This window comes from Streptomyces sp. NPDC001604, from assembly GCF_042893475.1.
Lineage (GTDB): Bacteria > Actinomycetota > Actinomycetes > Streptomycetales > Streptomycetaceae > Streptomyces.
On the sequence record NZ_JBIAUY010000003.1, the window covers coordinates 128,814 to 146,375 of the forward strand.

The window sequence follows — 17,562 nt, forward strand, 5'->3', positions numbered from 1 at the left end:
AGCCGGGGCGAAGGTGTCCGGAAGCCGGACCGTGGGCCCGGCGCCAGCACCGTGATCACCGACTCGCATGTCGGTCCTGCGTCGGCGGTGATGGCCTCAGGGCGTGGCCCGTGCCGCCCTTTCGATGACATCGGCGACGAGACGTGGACGGGAGACGGCCACCGAGTGCGAAGCGGCGACTTCGACGGTGTGGGCGTGGGCGCGCCGGGCCATGAAACGCTGCACGGCGGCTGGGATGTTGAGGTCCTGCGTGGTGACGATGTCCCAGGCGGGCTTTTCCTTCCAGGCGGCGACGGTGGCCTTCTCCTCCAGCGCCGCCTGGGCGATGGGCCGCTGGGCGGCGGCCATCAGGGCGGCCTGGTTCGCGGGGACGTCGGCGGCGAACTGGTGGCGGAACTTGTCCTGCTGGATGTAGAGGTCGGTTCCGGTGGTGCCGTCGGCATTGGTGTAGGGAACGGGGTCCAGGGCGTCGGGGAGCGTGGAGCCCGGGTACCTGTTCGTCAGGCCGAGGGCGTTCTCGCCGGGTGCCGGGAGGAAGGCTGCGACGTAGACCAGCGCCTTCACCTGGGGTTCGTCTGCGGCAGCCTCGCTGATGACCGAGCCGCCGTAGGAGTGGCCGACGAGGATCTTGGGCCCCTTGATGTGGTCGAGGACGGTACGCAGGGCGGCGGCGTCGCTGTGAGGGCCGCGCAGCAGGTTGGCTGCCGCGACGACCGAGTAGCCGTCGGCCTGCAGTCTTTCCGTCACGCCGTTCCAGCTGGAGCCGTCAGCGAAGGCACCGTGTTCCAGGACGATGGTCGGCCTGGTCTGCCGGTCCTCTGCGGCGGGCCGGGATGCGCCGTTCGCGGTGGCGGCGAGCGTACCCACCGCGGCACCCGCGAGGACCGTAGCGGCGGCAACCGTCGCGAACCGCCGTCCCCGCACATGCTTCGCGCTCTTGTCGGCCTTCACTGCACGTCACTCTTGTCCGCGGTCGTGGCCACATTGATCGTCACCGGGATGTTGTCGCGGGTGGCCTTGGAGTATGGGCAGATCTGGTGGGCGGCCTCGGCGAGCTCCCGGGCGGTGTGCTCGTCGACACCGCCGAGGACCGGGTTGAGCGTGGCGGAGAGGGTGAACTCGCCGTCGTCGCCGTGCGTGAGCGTGATCTCCGAGGTGATGGTTGTGCTGGTGAGCTTGATCCCGCGGGTGGCGGCGGCACGGCGCAGGGCACCGAGGAAACAGGCTGCCCAGCCGGCCGCGAAGAGCTGTTCCGGGTTGGTGGCGTCGCCCGCGCCGCCGAGTTCCTTGGGTATGGCGAGGTTGTGGTCCAGGAGGCCGTCCTGCGAGCGGACGGTGCCGCCGTTGCGGCCCTCTCCGGTGACGTTGACGACGGCTGTGTAGCTGACTGGCATGACGGGTCCCCATCTTGGGTCGGGATGTCGGGAAGGTGGGCTGAACGGTTGATGCAGAGAGCGCCGGTCAGTGCCGGTGCGGCGGGACGCAGCGGAAGCTGTCGGCGTCGGCCGGGTCGCCCTGCCCCTTGTAGCGGGAGATCAGGGGGTAGCGACACAGGTCACGGGTGAGTGACCGGCCGGAGGCGTTGGTGAGGGAGGCGGTGAGCGTTGCGGGGGCCTTGCCCTGCTCGACCCACTTGGTCAGAGCCGCCAGGTCGTCCACCGAGTCCTTGAGTGCGCAGTGGGCGGTGCCCGGAGCGAGGAAGAGGCGGTAGAAGTCGTCGACCCGGTGCGAGCCGCCCAGCCTCCGTTCGACGCGCTCGCGGTAGTCGACAGTGCCCTGCGTGGGGATCAGCTGGTCCGCCTGACCGTGGTAGGTGAGGAGCTTGCCTCCGGCGTCACGGAACGCGGACAGGTCCGGGTCGTCCGTGCCGATGAGCTTGCCGTACTCCTCCCGGGACTGCCGGAAGACCTGCGTGAACTGGTCGTACGTCAGCTTCGAGGTGTCGTAGGAGGGCTGCTTCTTCACCCACGAGGCGACCCAGGCGGCCGGGACGGGGAACGGGGCGTCGCCCGCGAGATAGGTGAAGTCGGCGCCGACCGGCAGGCCGTACCAGAGCCGCTTGCCCGAGGTGGTCCGCGGACCGTCCCAGATCTTGCGCACCACGGCTGCGTCGGCCGCCGTGATGGTCTCCTCCTTGCCGGCGCAGACGACCTTGGTGCCGATCAGGCTGCGGGGATCGTAAGTGCACCGCTCGGCGTCGGAGACCAGGCCGTCCCTGATGCCGTCGAGCCTGTCGCAGGCCTTGAGGGCGGCCTGGTTGAACGCGTTGAGCTCACAACTGGTCGGGCGGGTCTTCGTCTCGTTCATCACCACCTGCGGCCACAGCGTGGCGACCTCGAACGCGTCCCAGTTGACGGCGGGTGCGTCGGCGAGGATGCCGTCGAAGTCGTCCGGATGGCGCTGGGCCTCCATGTAGCCCTGGCGTCCGCCGGTGGAGCAGCCGTTCCAGTAGGAGTAGGAGGCGGCCTTGCCGTAGACCTCGTCGACGACCTGCTTGCCGACGAGCGCCATCTCGTGCTGGGAGCGGTCGGCGAAGTTCTTCAACAGCGCGGTGTCGACCTGCCCGTTGCTGTTCAACGCCCAGCCGGTGTCCAGGACGTCGCCCACGCCTGCGTCGGTGGTGGCGGCGGCATAGCCGGTCTTGACCGCTGTGGCCAGGCCCACACCGTTGTCCCCGGCGGCATAGGCACTGCCGCCCAGCGCCTGGAAACGGCCGTTCCAGTCCTGCGCGGGCAGCCATGTCCGCACCTTGGCGTGGTCGCCGTCGCCGGGATGGGTGAGGGTGACGGTCACTTCGCAGTAGGCCGGCACGCCGGAGACCGAACCGCCCGGGATCCCGGTCCCGTTCACCGTGCCGCCCGCCTGGCGGGTCACCGTCACGGACTCCACCTCGGTGCCGGCCGGGGCCTGCACGCCGAGGGTCGAGCAGTTGAAGGGGGCGGAAGCGGAGCCTCGGCTGTCCGCGGACGCATCGGCCGGCAGGCATAAGGCCGCCGCCAGCGGCACTCCGGCCGCGAGAAGGGTCAGAAGTCGTCTCATTGGCTTTCCTGTCATCCCTGTTATCACGAACGGACTGCTACAGGCCCAGGTCCAGGGCGAGGCACGAGTAGTACTTCCAGGAGCCCTCGGGGTTGTACGACGCCGCCGCCCCACCGCCGTGGCCGGTCTCGACCTCTTCGGTCATGTCCTCGAAGCGGATGCGCTCGGGGAGCGAGCCGTAGCGCGCGTGCCGCGCCTTCGCGGCCGGGTCCGTCAACGGTTCCTTGTTCATGGCCGAACTCCATTTCTTCATCGGTCGATGCCCTCGATCGCGTAACCACTCTGACAGGTGACGCCGAGGGTCACAAGACTCATCACCCTTCTAATCGGTTACTCATCTCACTTCGTAACCTCTTTGACAGGTGACGCACCCCGTGCCAGAGTCGCCCTGCCGCCGAACTCGCAGCAGCGGTACGGCACTTGGCCCGCTACACGGAAGGCTTCAGATGATCAACAGGCGTACCTTCAACACAGCCATGGGTCTGAGCACGGGAGCTGCCGCTGCCTCACTGGCCGGCCTGCAGGGTGTTTCGAGCGCCGCACCGGTCCTCGCGACCGCTGCGGGCGCGCCCACCTCGTTCCCCTCGCTGAAACAGGTCAAGGCCGGTCTGCTGGACGTCGGTTACGCCGAACTGGGCCCCGCTCACGGCCCGGTGGTGATCTGCCTGCACGGCTGGCCGTACGACATCCACAGCTACGTCGACGTCGCTCCGCTGCTGGCGGCCGAGGGCTACCGCGTGATCGTGCCCTACCTGCGCGGTCACGGCACCACTCGGTTCCTGTCGCCCCGCACCTTCCGCAACGGACAGCAGTCGGCGATCGCCCTGGACATCATCGCGCTGATGGACGCCCTCAAGATCCACAAGGCGGTGATCGCCGGCTTCGACTGGGGCTCACGGACCGGCGACATCCTCGCGGCGCTGTGGCCCGAGCGCGTCAAGGCCCTGGTCTCGGTGAGCGGTTACCTCATCACCGACCGCAAGGCCCAGCTCGAACCGCTCCCGGCGGTCGCGGAGCACACGTGGTGGTACCAGTTCTACTTCGCCACCGAGCGCGGCAAGAAGGCCATGGAGGACCACGACCACCGTCTCCAGCTGACCCGGCTCGTCTGGGACCTCGTCTCCCCGACCTGGAACTTCGACGACGCCACCTTCGCGCGCACCGCGGCCGCCTTCGACAACCCCGACTACGCCGCGGTCGTGATCCACAACTACCGCTGGCGGCTGAGCGTGGCCGAGGGCGAACCCCGCTACGACCGTTATGAGGAGAAGCTGGCCACGGCACCGCCCATCGCGGTGCCGGCCATCACCCTCGATCCCGAGAAGGACCCGTTCACCCTGCCCGGCAACGGTGCCATGTACCGCGACAAGTTCACCGGCCCGTACGAGCACCGGACACTGACCGGCATCGGCCACAACCTGCCGCAGGAGGCGCCGACGGCCTTCGCCCAGGCCGTCGTCGACGCTGACCGCCTCTGACGGAGGGGGTGGCCGGTCGACGGAGTTCGCCCCTCACGACTTCCCTTCGGGCCTGCGTGCTGCGCAACCGCCAGCGCGCCAGGAGACGGCCAGCTGGGACGCCCGAACAAGCCTCCGGTACGACAACTTCGCGGCGCTATGGGAGGCTGACGCCGCCGTAGAGGCGCACTGATGGTGAGAGCACTGCGCAGTCTTTCGCGTTCCCTGGAACTGGTTCCATTTGCCCGGTGCATCTGATGGAACATCACAGGTAACCGGCAGCCACAGCAGGTCGAGTTGACCCCTGGGGCCCTGTCTGACCGCTACGAGACTGACGCTACGGTGGTCGGCGAGCGCGACCAGGACTGACTGCTCGCGCCCCGGCCCGCCCCCTGCACGGGCGCGCCCGGACCCCATCATCACCCGGACACCCACCGCTGCTACCGAGGAGAAAGGCGCGCCCCCTTGCCCGACGCCAAGGAACACCAGAGGAAGCATCTGAGAAGAGAGTCCCGGGTGCGCGGGATGATGCTCGGCCTGGCGCTCGGGGACACGCTGGGAGGGGCGCGGGGCAGGCTGCCGACCGGCGGTCCGCTGCGGGCCGGCGTCAGCACTCAACTGGCCTGCTTCACCACCGAGGGCATCATTCGCGCGCAGGTACGCGGAAGCCACAAGGGGATCTGTTACCCGCCGGGGGTGGTCCTGCACGCCTACAGCCGGTGGGCCTACCTGCAGGGCATCGAGAGGGAGACGATGCGCCGCCGCTGGGCCTCCTCCGGCAGCACGGCGTGGCCGGACGGCTGGCTCGCGGGTGTGCCCGCGCTGGCCGAGCGGCGCGGCAGCGCCCCGGCGACGGTTTCGGCCCTGGCCCGGATCGGGGAAGGCCAGGAGCGGATGGCCACGACGAGCCGGGGCTGTCACGCACTGACCCGGACCCTTCCGGTCGCGGTCACCGGGATGGGAGGGATCGCCCAGGCCGGTGAGCTCGCCGCTCTCACGCACGGCGACACAGCCGCGCAGGCCGCCACCGTCCATGCAGCCGTGCTGACCCACCACTGTCTGACGAACTCCGCCGCGGAACGCAGCCCATCGACCCAGGCCGGCGGATCGGCCCGGGACTCGCTGTATGCGGGGATCACCGCCCTCCAGTCCGCAGGACAGGTCATCACCAACGACCAGCACAGCCGTCTGGTGGCGGCATTTCGGAACGCCGTCGACGAGCCGGCGGACGCGGGACGGCTCGCACGGCTCGCACCGGATCCGACCGCCCCCTCGGCCCTGCTCGGCGGCCTCTACGCAGCGGCATCCTTCCCCGACCGTGCCGCGTTCCGTACTGCGCTGGAGTTCGCGGCGGGCGCACCGGACGGCGAGTCCGTCGCCTGCGTGGCCGGCGCGCTGCTCGGCGCCGTACACGGGGTCGAGGCACTGCCTGTCGACCTGATCAGCCGTCACGAACTGGCATGGGTCCTCGACACCCTGGCCCGCGACCTGCTGATGGAACTCGAAGACTCACCGAGCGGCAGCGAGTACGTCCAGGGGTGGGATCCGCACTGGTGGCACCGTTATCCCGGCTGGTGACACGCGTCGGACCGCGGTCCCCTCTACGCCTCCACTGTCTTCGCGCTGTGCTGGCGTGCCCGGTAATTGGCGGCCTTGACCCGGTTGCCACACGTTCGCATCGCGCACCACTCCCGTCGGCGGCCTCGTGAACGGTCGAGGTAGACCTGGGTGCACTCGGGACGGGAACACTCGCGCAACAGCGCGGCCTCTTCACCGCCGATGATCTCGACGGCCTCACGGGCGAGGGTGGCGAGTCCTTGGGCAGCCGTGCCGGTCCGGGTCGCACCATCGGTGCCGAGCCGCACGGTCACAGGGAGGCCCGATGCCTGCTGATTCACCTCGGCGACCGCCTCCGCAGGCATTGGCCGCCGCTCGATCCGGGCCGCCACCAGGGAGTAGATCGCCTCACGCAGCTCCACCGCGAGCAAGAGGTCGGCCTCGCTCGCCCCGGGTGCCAGATCGAGCATCCCGGACTCCAGGAACCAGTCGTCGAGCAGTTCGGGGGTGGCGAGCTTCTCGAGCGGCTCACCGTTGCGTCGCGCGCGCAAGGTGCCGACGAAGTCCAGAGGGAGCGTCCCGCAGGGAAAAGCGTGATTCACGTAACCATACTGACGGGTGACATCTGGATGTGCAACGTCTCGCCGCCCCGCGCAACGAGCCCGAGATCGGCACCTTTACTTCCGGTCCGCAACGCGCAACACGCCTTGCTTTCGTTTACACAAAGCCGCCTCTGCCAGATGTTGGAACAAGCGCGGTTTTTTTATTGACAGCGGAAAAGATCCGACCTTAGGTTTCCGGCCATGCGCCCGACCTTCGCCCGCGAGTCGGTCTCCCCCATGACTCCGGCCGCCTCCCTGGTCTTCACCACGCTGCTCTCCCACGGTCCGCTCACCCGGGCCGAGGTGGGGCGGCGCACCAAGCTCTCTCCGGCCGCGGTCACCAAGGCGGTTCGTCCGCTGATGGAGCTCGGTTATCTCGTCGAGGGCGCGGACGAGGAGGCGCGGCCCGCGGTGGGGCGTCCGGCCAACCTGGTGTCGGTGGACGCGGGAAGGGCCCTGTTCATCGGGGTGAAGGTGACCGGCGACGAGATCATCGCCGTGCTGGCCGACCTGTGCTGCCGTATCAGGGTGGCCCGGAACGTGACCCTCAAGGGCCGCGAGCCGCAGGCCGTGCTGCCAGCCATCACCGCGCTGGTACAGGAGCTGCTCGTCGAGGCCGTCGGATTCGGTGTGCAGGTACGGGGACTGGGCATCGCGATCTCGGGGGACGTGGACCGCGCGAACGGTCTGGTCCGCTACTCGCCCTTCCTGGAGTGGCGCGACGTACCGCTCGCCGAGCTCGCCGGGACCGCGACCGGTCTGCCGGTCACGGTCGACAACGACGTGCGGGCGCTCACGGTCGCCGAGCACTGGTTCGGGGCCGGAGTCGGACTCTCGGACTTCGCCCTGGTGACCGTGGGCGCCGGCATCGGCTGTGGCCTGGTGGTGCACGGCCGGGTGGTGTCGGGCGCGCACGGCGTGGCCGGCGAGATCGGGCATCTGTCTCTCGACCCCAGGGGTCCGCTCTGCCACTGCGGCAACCGTGGGTGTGTGGAGGCGATCGCAGCGGACCCCGCCATTCTCCGCGCGGTGAGCGCGGCCACGGGCAGGCAACTGACCGATCCGGCCGAGGCGTTGGACCTGGCCCACGGCGGAGACCCCGGGGCCCGGGCGGTCTATGCGCAGGCCGGTGAAGCCATCGGCAAGGCCATCGCCTCCCTGGTGAACCTCCTCGGTCCCGAGCGGGTGGTCATCTCCGGGGAGGGCCTGGCCGCGTACGACCTTTTCGCCGAAGGCATCCGGGACGCGTTCGCCGCCTCCGCATTCGGTACCGCTTCGCAGTGTGACGTGATGACCCGTCCGCTGCCCTTCGAGGAGTGGGCGCGTGGGGCCGCGGCCACCGCGATCCAGTCGTTCATGGGGTCGGACACGTACGAGGAGCAGCCATGACGCTGCCCAGCCGCAGCCCGCAGTCCGCCGCGGTCGCCGACCTCCCCTAACCCAGGTCTCACCCCCATCGCCCCGCCCCCACCGGGTACTGCCGCACCAGTCCACTCACCGCACAAACAGGAGGCGAGCCATGCCCTCATCCCCCTCCAGAGCCCTCCCCGGCCTCACGCGCCGTTCCCTCAGAGCCGTGCTGGTCCTGGCCGTCACGGCCGGGCTCGGCACCGCGATCCCGGCCGCCGCCACTCAAGCAGCGCCGGCCGCCTCCAAGTCCGCGGCCACAGCAGCCAGTTCGGCTCCCGCCGCAGCGGACGTCGGCCCGGCGGCCAAGCCGTACATGGGCTGGTCGAGTTGGAGCATGCAGTCCTCCCAGTACCCGGGCCTCAACCCGGACGGCAACTACAGCTACCTCACCGAGGCGAACGTACTGAAGCAGACGGACGCCCTGGCCACCACGCTGAAGAAGTACGGCTACGACCACGTCAACATCGACGCCGGCTGGTGGATGGACAAGAACTGGACCTCCGAGTTCGACGAGTACGGCCGGCAGACCCCCGACCCGGTGCGCTTCCCGCACGGCATGAAGTCGGTCGCCGACCACATCCACGCCAAGGGCCTCAAGGCCGGCATCTATCTGCCCGTCGGCCTGGAGAAGGGGGCCTACGGCGACGGCAAGGTGCCGATCCACGACGCGCCGGGCTGCACCACCGCGGACGTGGTCTACCCGGACCTGCGCACCACCAACGGCTGGGACAGCGCCTACAAGCTGGACTTCGACAACCCCTGCGCGCAGAAGTACATCGACTCACAGGCGCAGTTGCTGGCGGGCTGGGGCTACGACTTCCTCAAGCTCGACGGGGTGGGCCCCGGTTCGTCCAAGTCCGGTGACAACTACAACAACGTGGCGGACGTCGCCGCCTGGCACCAGGCCATCGCCGACACCGGGCGGCCGATCCACCTGGAGCTGTCCTGGTCGCTCGACATCTCCCATGCCGCGGACTGGAAGAAGTACTCCGACGGCTGGCGCATCGACACCGACGTGGAGTGCTACTGCAACACCTTGGTCACCTGGGAGAACTCGGTCGACGACCGGTGGAACGACGCCCCCGCGTGGAGCCGTGAGGCGGGCCCCGGCGGCTGGAACGACCTCGATGCGATCGACGTCGGCAACGGCGCGATGGACGGCCTCAGCAAGGCCGAGCGGCAGAGCTACATGACGCTGTGGGCCATCAACAAGTCGCCCCTGTTCACCGGCGACGACCTCACCCAGCTCGACAGCTACGGCCTGTCCCTGCTCACCAACCAGGAAGTCATAGCCGTCGACCAGAACTCCTCGCCCGTCGCACGTCCCGTCACCCCGCTGGGCGACCAGCAGGTCTGGGGGACCAGGAACCCCGACGGCAGTTACACCGTCGCGCTGTTCAACCTCGGCGGCTCGCCCGCCTCCGTCACCGCGGACTGGGCGTCCTTCGGCTTCACCGGCGCGGCCGCCGTGCGCGACCTGTGGAACCACCAGAACCTGGGTACGTACAAGAACCGGATCACCTCGACGCTGCCCGCACACGGATCCCGGCTGTTCACCGTGAAGCCCGGTGGCGCTTCTCTCGCGACCACCCGCTACGAGGCCGAGTCCGGCAACAACACCCTGACCGGGACCGCCTCCGTCGCCTCGTGCGACGCCTGCTCCGGCGGCAAGAAGGTCGGCAACCTCTACCTCGACAGCAAGCTGCAGTTCAACGACATCACGGTGAAGAAGGACGGCATCTACACCGTCAAGGTCGGCTACGTCAGCGGCGATGCCCGCTCGGTGACCGTCTACTCCAACAGCGGCCACGGCAGCAGCCTGAAGTTCCCCTCCACCGGCGACTGGAGCACGGTCGAGACCGTCAGCGTCCAGTTGGCCCTCAAGGCGGGCTCCAACACGATCACGTTCGACAGCGGCTGGGACTACGCCCCCGACATCGACCGGATCGACGTACCCAAGTCCGCCTGATCAGTCTCCCGTCCTGATCAGTACGCCTCCCGACGGCCGCTGTCCCTCTTTCCCGCATGCGCCTTTACCCCTCGGACATGGAGTGCACAACGTGGACACTCAGCACCCCGAGCCATCCGACAACCACCCGAGCCGCAGACGTTTTCTGACACTCGCCTCCACGGCCGGCGCGGTCGCCGCCCTCGGCGGTCTGCCCGCCTTCACCGCGTCGGCGGCCCCTCTCCGGCCCGCTTCCTCCCCCTTGCTGTCCGCGACCGCCGCCGCGAAGAACCAGTTGTGGTGGCGAGCGCCCGGCTCCCCCACCTCCATGATCCAGCAGGGTCTGCCGGTCGGAAACGGACGCCTCGGAGCGCTCACGAGCAACGATCCCGCCGCCGAACTGCTGACGATCACCGACTCCACCCTGTGGACGGGCGGCCTCAACGACACCTTGCAGAGCGACGGCCAATTCCCCTACGGCCGTGACGACTTCGGCTCGCTCACGCTGCTGGCCGAGCTCACCGTCGACATCCCCGCGCACGACCTGGGCTCGGTCGACAACTACCGTCGTACCCTCGACCTCGGCCAGGGGTTCGTCAGCGCCCAGTACGACCTGTCCGGCGTCACCTACCGGCGGCAGGTCTTCGCCAGTCGCCCCGACGACGTCATCGTCCTGCACTTCTCCCAGCAGGGCGGCGGCAGTTACACCGGCACCGTGTCCCTCGCCGGTACGCACGGCGAGACGACCACGGCGAACCGCACGGGGCGCTGTGCCTCGTTCGGTGCTTCCTTCGCCAACGGCTTGCAGTACGGCGCCGCCGTCACGGCCTACAGCAGCGCGGGCACGGTCGCCGTCGACGGTACCTCGATCTCGTTCCGCAACTGCAAGGACCTGACCGTCGTGGTCAGCGGCGGCACCAACTACGCGCCTGAGGCGGCCGCCGGGTTCCGCGACCCTTCCGTGGACCCTGAGTCCCTGGCGCGGACCAAGGTCCTGGCCGCCGCCGGACACTCCGCGGGCACTCTGCTGTACACCCATGTCGCCGACTTCCGCCCGGTGTTCGAGCAGCAGGACATCAACCTCGGCACGTCGTCCGCCGCCCAGCGCAGGCTGGACACCTGGCAGCGGGTGCAGGCGCGCTACCGGGACGACGTACCCGACCCCGAACTCGAGGCGGCCTACCTGCAGTTCGGCCGCTATCTGATGATCTCCGGGTCGTGGGGCAGCCTGCCGATGGGCCTGCAGGGCCCGTGGCTGGACGGCAACGACCCCGACTGGATGGGTGACTACCACACCGACATCAACGTCCAGATGAACTACTGGATGGCCGACCGGACAGGCCTGTCGGACTGCTTCGACGCCTTCGCGGACTACTGCCTCGCGCAGCTGCCCTTGTGGACTGACGTCACACAGCGGCTGTTCAACGCCTCGACCAACCGATTCCGCAACTCCAGTGGAAGGGTGGCCGGTTGGGCGGTGGCCTTCTCCACCAACCCTTACGGCGGCAGCGGTTGGTGGTGGCACCCGGCGGGCAATGCCTGGCTCTGCCAGAGCCTGTTCGAGCACTACGAGTTCACCCAGGACCGCGCCTACCTCGAAAGGATCTACCCCCTCCTCAAGGGCGCCGTGGAGTTCTGGGAGGCCCGCCTCATCACCACGACCGTCACCGACGCCTCCGGAGCCTCGCGCGAGGTCCTCGTCGACGACAGCGACTGGTCACCCGAGCAGGGCCCGCAGGACGCCAAGGGCATCACCTACGCCCAGGAAGCGGTGTGGAACCTCTTCGGCAACTACCGGACCGCCACCCGCGTACTCGGCAAGGACCTGTCCTACGGCACGACCGTCGACGGCCTGCGTGAGCGCCTGTACCTCCCCGTGGTCAGTCCCACGACCGGCTGGCTGGAGGAGTGGATGTCGCCCGACAACCTCGGCGAGACCACACACCGTCATCTCTCCCCGCTGTTCGGCCTCTTCCCCGGCGACCGGATCCGTCCGGACGGCTCCACACCCAAGGACATCCTCGCCGGTGCGAAGGCCCTGCTGACCGCCCGCGGCATGAACAGCTACGGCTGGTCCAACGCCTGGCGCAGCCTGTGCTGGGCCCGGCTGAAGAACGCGGAGAAGGCCTACCAACTGGTCGTCAACAACCTGAAGCCATCCGCGAACGGCAGCAACGGCAGCGCGTCCAATCTCTTCGACATCATGGACATGGGAGGCGGCCGCGGCATCTTCCAGATCGACGCGAACTTCGGCACACCCTCCGCGATGATCGAGATGCTGGTCTATTCGCGGCCGGGTCACGTCGAGTTGCTGCCCGCCCTGCCCGCCGCATGGGCGGCGTCCGGCTCGGTGTCCGGCGTCGGTGTCCGCGGCGGCTTCGTCGCCGACCTCAAGTGGCGGGGCGGCAAGGTCACGCAGTTGACGCTGAGGAGCGTCGGCGGCCGCGACACGACCGTCTTCGCGGGCAGCTCCTCTCGGAAGGTCAGCATCAAGCCCGGGGCGTCCGTCACGCTGAGCAACTTCGGCTGAGTCCGGTCCGGCCCTGTTTCCCCGACACGACGACATGAGCGGAGAGAACGACGATGTCCTCTGCAAAGGGAAGACCGGCGGCGTTTCGCCGACCGCTGCTGTCCGTGTGCGCCGCACTCACCGGCATGGCGCTCACGGCCGTTCCGTTGAGCACCGCCACCGTGGCAAGCGCGGCCGCCTCTGACTCGCAGGGCAAGGCGACCAGGGTCAGTGCCTGGTCGCCCAGCATGACGACCGGCGGCCCGTCCTTCGACAACCAGACCATCCGGATGGTGGTGCACAGCAGCGTCGCGGGCTCGGGCGCACGCATCACCCTGTCCAACCGGTACAGCAGCGCTCCGCTCGATGTCGGCGAGGCGGACGTGGCCGTCCAGGCGAACGGCGGCGAGGGGACGCGCGGAACCATCCGCAACGTCACCTTCGCCGGCTCCCGCCACCTCACGATCCCGGCCGGCGAAGAGGCGGTCAGTGACGTCGTCCCGATCCCGGTCGGCGCCGACCAGAACCTGCTCGTCAGCCTCTACGTCCCCGGTGCGACCGGCATGTCGACCTGGCACTCCGACGCCTTCGACACCACCTACATCGCCTCGGGCAACCACACGGGTGACGACAGCGCCACCGCGTTCGGCACCACCACGACCTCCTGGTACTACCTGGCGCGCCTCGACGTGCTGGCATCGACCGCGAGGGGCACCGTCGTTGCCTTCGGTGACTCCATCACGGACGGCTACCACTCCTCGACCGGCACCTACACCCGCTGGCCCGACTTCCTCGGCCGCCGGCTCGGCGCCGGACCGGGCCCGCAGAGACTGAGCGTCGTCGACGCCGGCATCGGCGGCAACCGCGTCCTCACCGACGTCCCGAACCTGTGGCAAGGCGTCAGCGCCCTCAAACGCTTCCGCCACGATGCCCTCGGCCAGCGGGGTGTCAAGGACGTCATCCTCTTCGAAGGCATCAACGACATCGGCAACAACGCCGGCCCCGACGGCCGACCGCTCACAGCCCAGGGCCTCATCGCCGGCTACCGCACCCTGATCGACCAGGCACACGCCGCCCATGTCCACGTCATCGGCGCAACCCTGATGCCCGACGAGGGCAACGGCTACTACACACCCGCCGCCGAGGCCCTCCGCCAGAGCGTCAACCGGTGGATCCGCACCAGCGGCGCCTTCGACGGCGTCATCGACTTCGACCGGACCATGCGCGACCCCGCAAACCCGGCCGCCCTCAACCCGTCGTACGACTCCGGCGACCACATCCACCCCGACGACGCGGGCATGAAGGCCATGGCGGACGCGATCGATCTGCGGCTCCTGCGCAGCTGACGCCCCGCCACTCGACGCGCAGTGTCCGCACGCACACAGAGCGCGGGCGGACACTGTCTCCCGAGATCCGGCTCGGGGTCGGGGTCAGGGTGCGGTGTTGAGATAGATGCCGTTGATCCGCGAGTTGACGGGCACGTCCTGGTTGCGGTCGAAGCGGGGCGTGGGCGGATCGACGGTGCCGGGGTAGACGACCGCGCCCCAGTTGTCGTTCGTCTCGATCTTCCGGACGGTCCAGTCGGGGTCGTTCGGATCGAACCCGACGAAACCCTGGCCGCTGAGGCACGAGGTGTCCCCGTCGGCGAACGTGACCTTCACCGATCCTGACGGTGCCATCCAGCAGAACGCCCAGTAGTCCGCGCCGTCTTGCTGCGCCGCGCCGGAAGCCGGTGCGGCGGCCCCCACGGTAGCCGTCGCGGCGAGCGCGACGCCACGGGGCCGTGCCGTGCGCCCGGTCCGCCGTGGCGGCGGGGGCCGCATGGATGGGGACCGCCACGCCCGAGGAGGCAGCCGGTTCCCGGGCCGCGGCAACTCCCTTCCCTCAACTCTTACTTCACACCTTGACGAAAGTGGTCCGTACCTTTAGTTTCACCGGCAGCCCCAACCCCGCGCGTGTACTCGCCCGTTCACAAGGTGTACGCGGCCCGAGCATCCCCACCCCCCACGAAAGGGCTCCCCCGCCATGCCCAGATCCAGGCCACTCCCCGCATCCGCCGCGCTGGCGGTCACCGCTCTCACCCTGTCCACCGGCCTGCTCACCGGCGCCCCCGCACAGGCCGCGGCCACCGCCCTGCCCACCGGCTTCGCGACGGTCATGAACGCCGCGAGCGGCCGGTGCCTCGACGCCAAGGCGGCCGCCACCGCGAATGGCACCGTCGTGCAGCAGTACTCGTGCAACGGCACCGCGGCCCAGCGTTGGAGCTTCACCGCCACGAGCGACGGATACGTCCGGATCAACAACGCCAACGACACCAACCAGGTGGCGGACGTCGCCGACGTCTCCACCGCTGACAACGCAGTGGTCCACCTGTGGGCCTACGGCGGCGGCGCCAACCAGCAGTGGCTGCCGGTGGACGAGGGCGGCGGCGCCTACCACTTCGTCAACCGCAACAGCGGCAAGTGCCTCGACGACCCCGCGGCCTCGACCGCCGACAGCGTGCAGTTCGTGCAGTACACCTGCAACGGCACCGCGGCCCAGCGCTTCCAGGTCGTACCCGTGACGCAGTCGGCCGGCAATCCCGACCTGGGCCCGAACGTCGTCGTGTTCGACCCGTCGATGTCGTCCTCGACGATCCAGAGCAGGCTCGACTCGATCTTCCAGCAGCAGGAGACCAACCAGTTCGGCTCCCAGCGCTACGCCGTGCTGTTCAAGCCGGGCGCCTACAGCGCCGACGTCAACGTCGGGTTCTACACTCAGGTGCTGGGCCTGGGCCTCTCCCCCGACGCGGTGACCATCAACGGGGCGGTGCACGCCGAGGCCGACTGGTTCCAGGGCAACGCCACCCAGAACTTCTGGCGCGGCGCGGAGAACCTGTCGGTCAACCCCACCGGCGGCAGCGACCGCTGGGCGGTCTCGCAGGCGGCGCCGTACCGCCGGATGCACCTGCGCGGCAACCTCGCCCTGGACGACGGCGGCTGGTCCAGCGGTGGCCTCCTCGCCGACAGCAAGATCGACGGCCAGGTCAGATCCGGCACCCAGCAGCAGTGGCTTACCCGCAACTCCCAGCTGGGCAGCTGGACCGGCTCCAACTGGAACATGGTCTTCACCGGCAGCACCGGCGTCCCGGCCACCAGCTTCCCCAACCCGCCCTATACGACGGTCGCCCAGAGCCCGGTCTCCCGCGAGAAGCCCTTCGTGTACATCGACGGGTCCGGCAACTACCAGGTCTTCGTGCCGTCCCTGCGGTCCAACTCCTCCGGCACCAGCTGGGCGGGCGGCGCCTCGGGCTCCTCGCTCTCGCTGGACTCCTTCTACGTCGTGAAGCCGGGCGCCACCGCCTCGCAGATCAACTCCGCCCTGGCGGCGGGCAAGAACCTCCTGGTCACCCCCGGTGTCTACCACCTCGACCAGACCCTGCAGATCAACCGCGCCGACACGGTCGTGCTCGGTCTGGGCCTGGCCACCTTCGTGCCCGACAACGGCATCACCGCCATGAAGGTCGCCGACGTCGACGGAGTGAAGATCGCGGGCCTGCTGTTCGACGCCGGCACCGCCAACTCGCCGAGTCTGCTGGAGGTCGGGCCCAATGGCTCCGCCGCCTCCCACACGGCCGACCCGACCTCCCTCCACGACGTCTACTTCCGCGTCGGCGGCGCCGGGGTCGGCAAGGTGACCACCGGCCTGATCGTCAACAGCGACAACGTCATCGGCGACCACATGTGGATCTGGCGCGCCGACCACGGCAGCGGCGTCGGCTGGACCAGCAACACCGCGGACACAGGAGTGATCGTCAACGGGGACGACGTGACGATGTACGGCCTGTTCGTCGAGCACTTCCAGAAGTACCAGACCGTCTGGAACGGCAACGGCGGACGCACATACTTCTTCCAGAACGAGATGCCCTACGACCCGCCGAACCAGGCGGCCTGGATGAACGGCTCCACCCAGGGCTACGCGGCCTACAAGGTCGCCGACTCGGTGACCAGCCACCAGGCGTACGGTCTCGGCAGCTACTGCTACTTCAACGTGAATCCCGGTGTCGTGGCCGCGCACGCCATCGAGGCGCCGAACAACTCCGGCGTCCGCTTCACCAGCATGGTGACTGTCTCCCTCGGCGGCACCGGCACCATCAGCCACGTCATCGACAACACGGGCGGCCCGTCCAACTCCAGCACCAACGTGGCCAATCTGACCAGCTATCCCTAGGAGACGTAAAAGCCCCAGAACGGGTGTCCACGCGGCGGTTATGATCGCTGAAGGGGAACCGGACACGACGGGGGGCTCGCGTTGGATCGCCTGGCAGGAGCAGGCCCGGAAGGTCGGCGCCGGCCGAGCGGACGCGGTGTGCGTGTGACCGGCCGGCCGGCGCCCTCGGTGCTGCCTTCGTCGTTGCGCCCGTTGCTCGGACCGATCGCGGTTCTCGCCGCGCTGGTGGTCGCCGCGATCGGGCTCCTGTACGCCGGCCACAGCGAGCCCGGCAGGGTGGACCGGTGGTTCGTCGCGCCGACCGCGGACAGTGTGCGGCCGCCGTGGCGGTATGTCGCACTGACCCTGGACTTCCTGGGGGAACCCGCTGGATCGGCAGTGGTGATCCTGGCCGCGGTGGCGGGATGTCTGCTGCTTCGGCGTCCTCGCGCCGCGGTGCTCGTCGTGGCCGGTGCCGGCCTGACCGTGGGGACGGCGACGCTGCTCAAGCACGTGGTGGGACGCACCATCCACGGGGCAGACAACCTGTCCTACCCGAGCGGGCACACCGCCTTCTTCACCGCGCTCGCCCTCACGGCGGCGCTGCCGGCGACCGGTCGGTTCGGCCTCGGCAAGGCGGCCGGCATGTCACTCGTGCTCGGCGCGGCGCTGGTGGCCGGCGCAGCGATGGGGTGGGCGCAGGTCGCCCTGGGGGCGCACTACCCGACCGACGCGCTGGGCGGCTGGTGCACCGCGCTGGCGGTGGTACCGGCGACCGCCTGGCTGGTCGACCGTGCGGCCGACCGGCGGGCCGTTCACACGGCCGACGCCGGTCGGCTGGAGCATCGCTGA

General features: G+C 69.3%; 14 protein-coding genes. 8 read left to right on the forward strand and 6 right to left on the reverse strand.

The features are described 5' to 3' along the window. Nucleotides 1–96 precede the first annotated feature (96 nt). From ACFY1E_RS10150 to ACFY1E_RS10165, 4 genes are all read right to left on the reverse strand, one after another. A complete protein-coding gene (locus ACFY1E_RS10150) occupies nucleotides 97–951 on the reverse strand; it encodes an alpha/beta fold hydrolase (RefSeq protein ID WP_389073615.1) in 855 nt (284 codons plus the stop codon). Beyond that, nucleotides 948–1,394: an Ohr family peroxiredoxin gene (locus ACFY1E_RS10155; RefSeq protein WP_389073617.1), complete on the reverse strand. Its 447-nt coding sequence runs from the start codon at nucleotides 1,392–1,394 to the stop codon at nucleotides 948–950. Before ACFY1E_RS10155 ends, ACFY1E_RS10150 begins: the two co-directional genes overlap by 4 nt. A 67-nt stretch (nucleotides 1,395–1,461) precedes the next feature. After that, nucleotides 1,462–3,039: a tannase/feruloyl esterase family alpha/beta hydrolase gene (locus ACFY1E_RS10160; protein WP_389073619.1), complete on the reverse strand. Its 1,578-nt coding sequence runs from the start codon at nucleotides 3,037–3,039 to the stop codon at nucleotides 1,462–1,464. Nucleotides 3,040–3,076: 37 nt separating this feature from the next. After that, a complete protein-coding gene (locus ACFY1E_RS10165; protein ID WP_389073622.1) occupies nucleotides 3,077–3,271 on the reverse strand; it encodes a hypothetical protein in 195 nt (64 codons plus the stop codon). Between the two features lie 214 nt (nucleotides 3,272–3,485). Here ACFY1E_RS10165 and ACFY1E_RS10170 point away from each other — a divergent pair, with 214 nt between their 5' ends. Beyond that, nucleotides 3,486–4,517, forward strand: a complete 1,032-nt coding sequence (locus tag ACFY1E_RS10170; RefSeq protein WP_389073624.1) for an alpha/beta fold hydrolase — start codon at nucleotides 3,486–3,488, stop codon at nucleotides 4,515–4,517. A gap of 444 nt (nucleotides 4,518–4,961) precedes the next feature. Next, the gene (locus ACFY1E_RS10175) at nucleotides 4,962–6,074 is read left to right on the forward strand and encodes an ADP-ribosylglycohydrolase family protein (RefSeq protein ID WP_389073626.1); all 1,113 of its coding nucleotides are present in this window, start codon (nucleotides 4,962–4,964) and stop codon (nucleotides 6,072–6,074) included. A 23-nt stretch (nucleotides 6,075–6,097) separates the two neighbouring features. Here the strand turns inward: ACFY1E_RS10175 and ACFY1E_RS10180 are convergent, their stop codons facing one another. Continuing rightward, nucleotides 6,098–6,655, reverse strand: coding sequence for a CGNR zinc finger domain-containing protein (locus tag ACFY1E_RS10180; RefSeq protein ID WP_389073629.1), 558 nt, complete (start codon nucleotides 6,653–6,655; stop codon nucleotides 6,098–6,100). A 201-nt stretch (nucleotides 6,656–6,856) separates the two neighbouring features. On the opposite strand from ACFY1E_RS10180, the gene ACFY1E_RS10185 reads away from it, so the two are divergent. The 4 genes from ACFY1E_RS10185 (at nucleotide 6,857) to ACFY1E_RS10200 (ending at nucleotide 13,868) form a co-directional block, all read left to right on the forward strand. After that, on the forward strand, nucleotides 6,857–8,044 hold the full coding sequence (locus ACFY1E_RS10185; RefSeq protein ID WP_389073631.1) for an ROK family protein: 1,188 nt from the start codon (nucleotides 6,857–6,859) through the stop codon (nucleotides 8,042–8,044). 130 nt (nucleotides 8,045–8,174) lie between these two features. Continuing rightward, nucleotides 8,175–10,034 (forward strand): alpha-galactosidase D, encoded by a 1,860-nt coding sequence (locus ACFY1E_RS10190; protein ID WP_389073634.1) that lies wholly within the window; start codon nucleotides 8,175–8,177, stop codon nucleotides 10,032–10,034. A 91-nt stretch (nucleotides 10,035–10,125) separates the two neighbouring features. Then, nucleotides 10,126–12,543, forward strand: coding sequence for a glycoside hydrolase N-terminal domain-containing protein (locus tag ACFY1E_RS10195; RefSeq protein ID WP_389073637.1), 2,418 nt, complete (start codon nucleotides 10,126–10,128; stop codon nucleotides 12,541–12,543). Between the two features lie 53 nt (nucleotides 12,544–12,596). Further along, nucleotides 12,597–13,868 carry an SGNH/GDSL hydrolase family protein gene (locus tag ACFY1E_RS10200; RefSeq protein WP_389073639.1) on the forward strand — a complete coding sequence of 424 codons (1,272 nt, stop codon included), beginning with the start codon at nucleotides 12,597–12,599 and terminating at the stop codon, nucleotides 13,866–13,868. A gap of 84 nt (nucleotides 13,869–13,952) precedes the next feature. On the opposite strand, the gene ACFY1E_RS10205 is transcribed toward ACFY1E_RS10200, so the two are convergent. Then, nucleotides 13,953–14,183, reverse strand: coding sequence for a hypothetical protein (locus ACFY1E_RS10205; protein WP_389073642.1), 231 nt, complete (start codon nucleotides 14,181–14,183; stop codon nucleotides 13,953–13,955). 364 nt (nucleotides 14,184–14,547) lie between these two features. Between ACFY1E_RS10205 and ACFY1E_RS10210 the strand changes: the two genes are divergently transcribed. Both ACFY1E_RS10210 and ACFY1E_RS10215 read left to right on the forward strand, forming a co-directional pair. Continuing rightward, the gene (locus ACFY1E_RS10210; RefSeq protein WP_389073644.1) at nucleotides 14,548–16,731 is read left to right on the forward strand and encodes an RICIN domain-containing protein; all 2,184 of its coding nucleotides are present in this window, start codon (nucleotides 14,548–14,550) and stop codon (nucleotides 16,729–16,731) included. Between the two features lie 144 nt (nucleotides 16,732–16,875). Beyond that, the gene (locus ACFY1E_RS10215) at nucleotides 16,876–17,562 is read left to right on the forward strand and encodes a phosphatase PAP2 family protein (RefSeq protein WP_389073647.1); all 687 of its coding nucleotides are present in this window, start codon (nucleotides 16,876–16,878) and stop codon (nucleotides 17,560–17,562) included.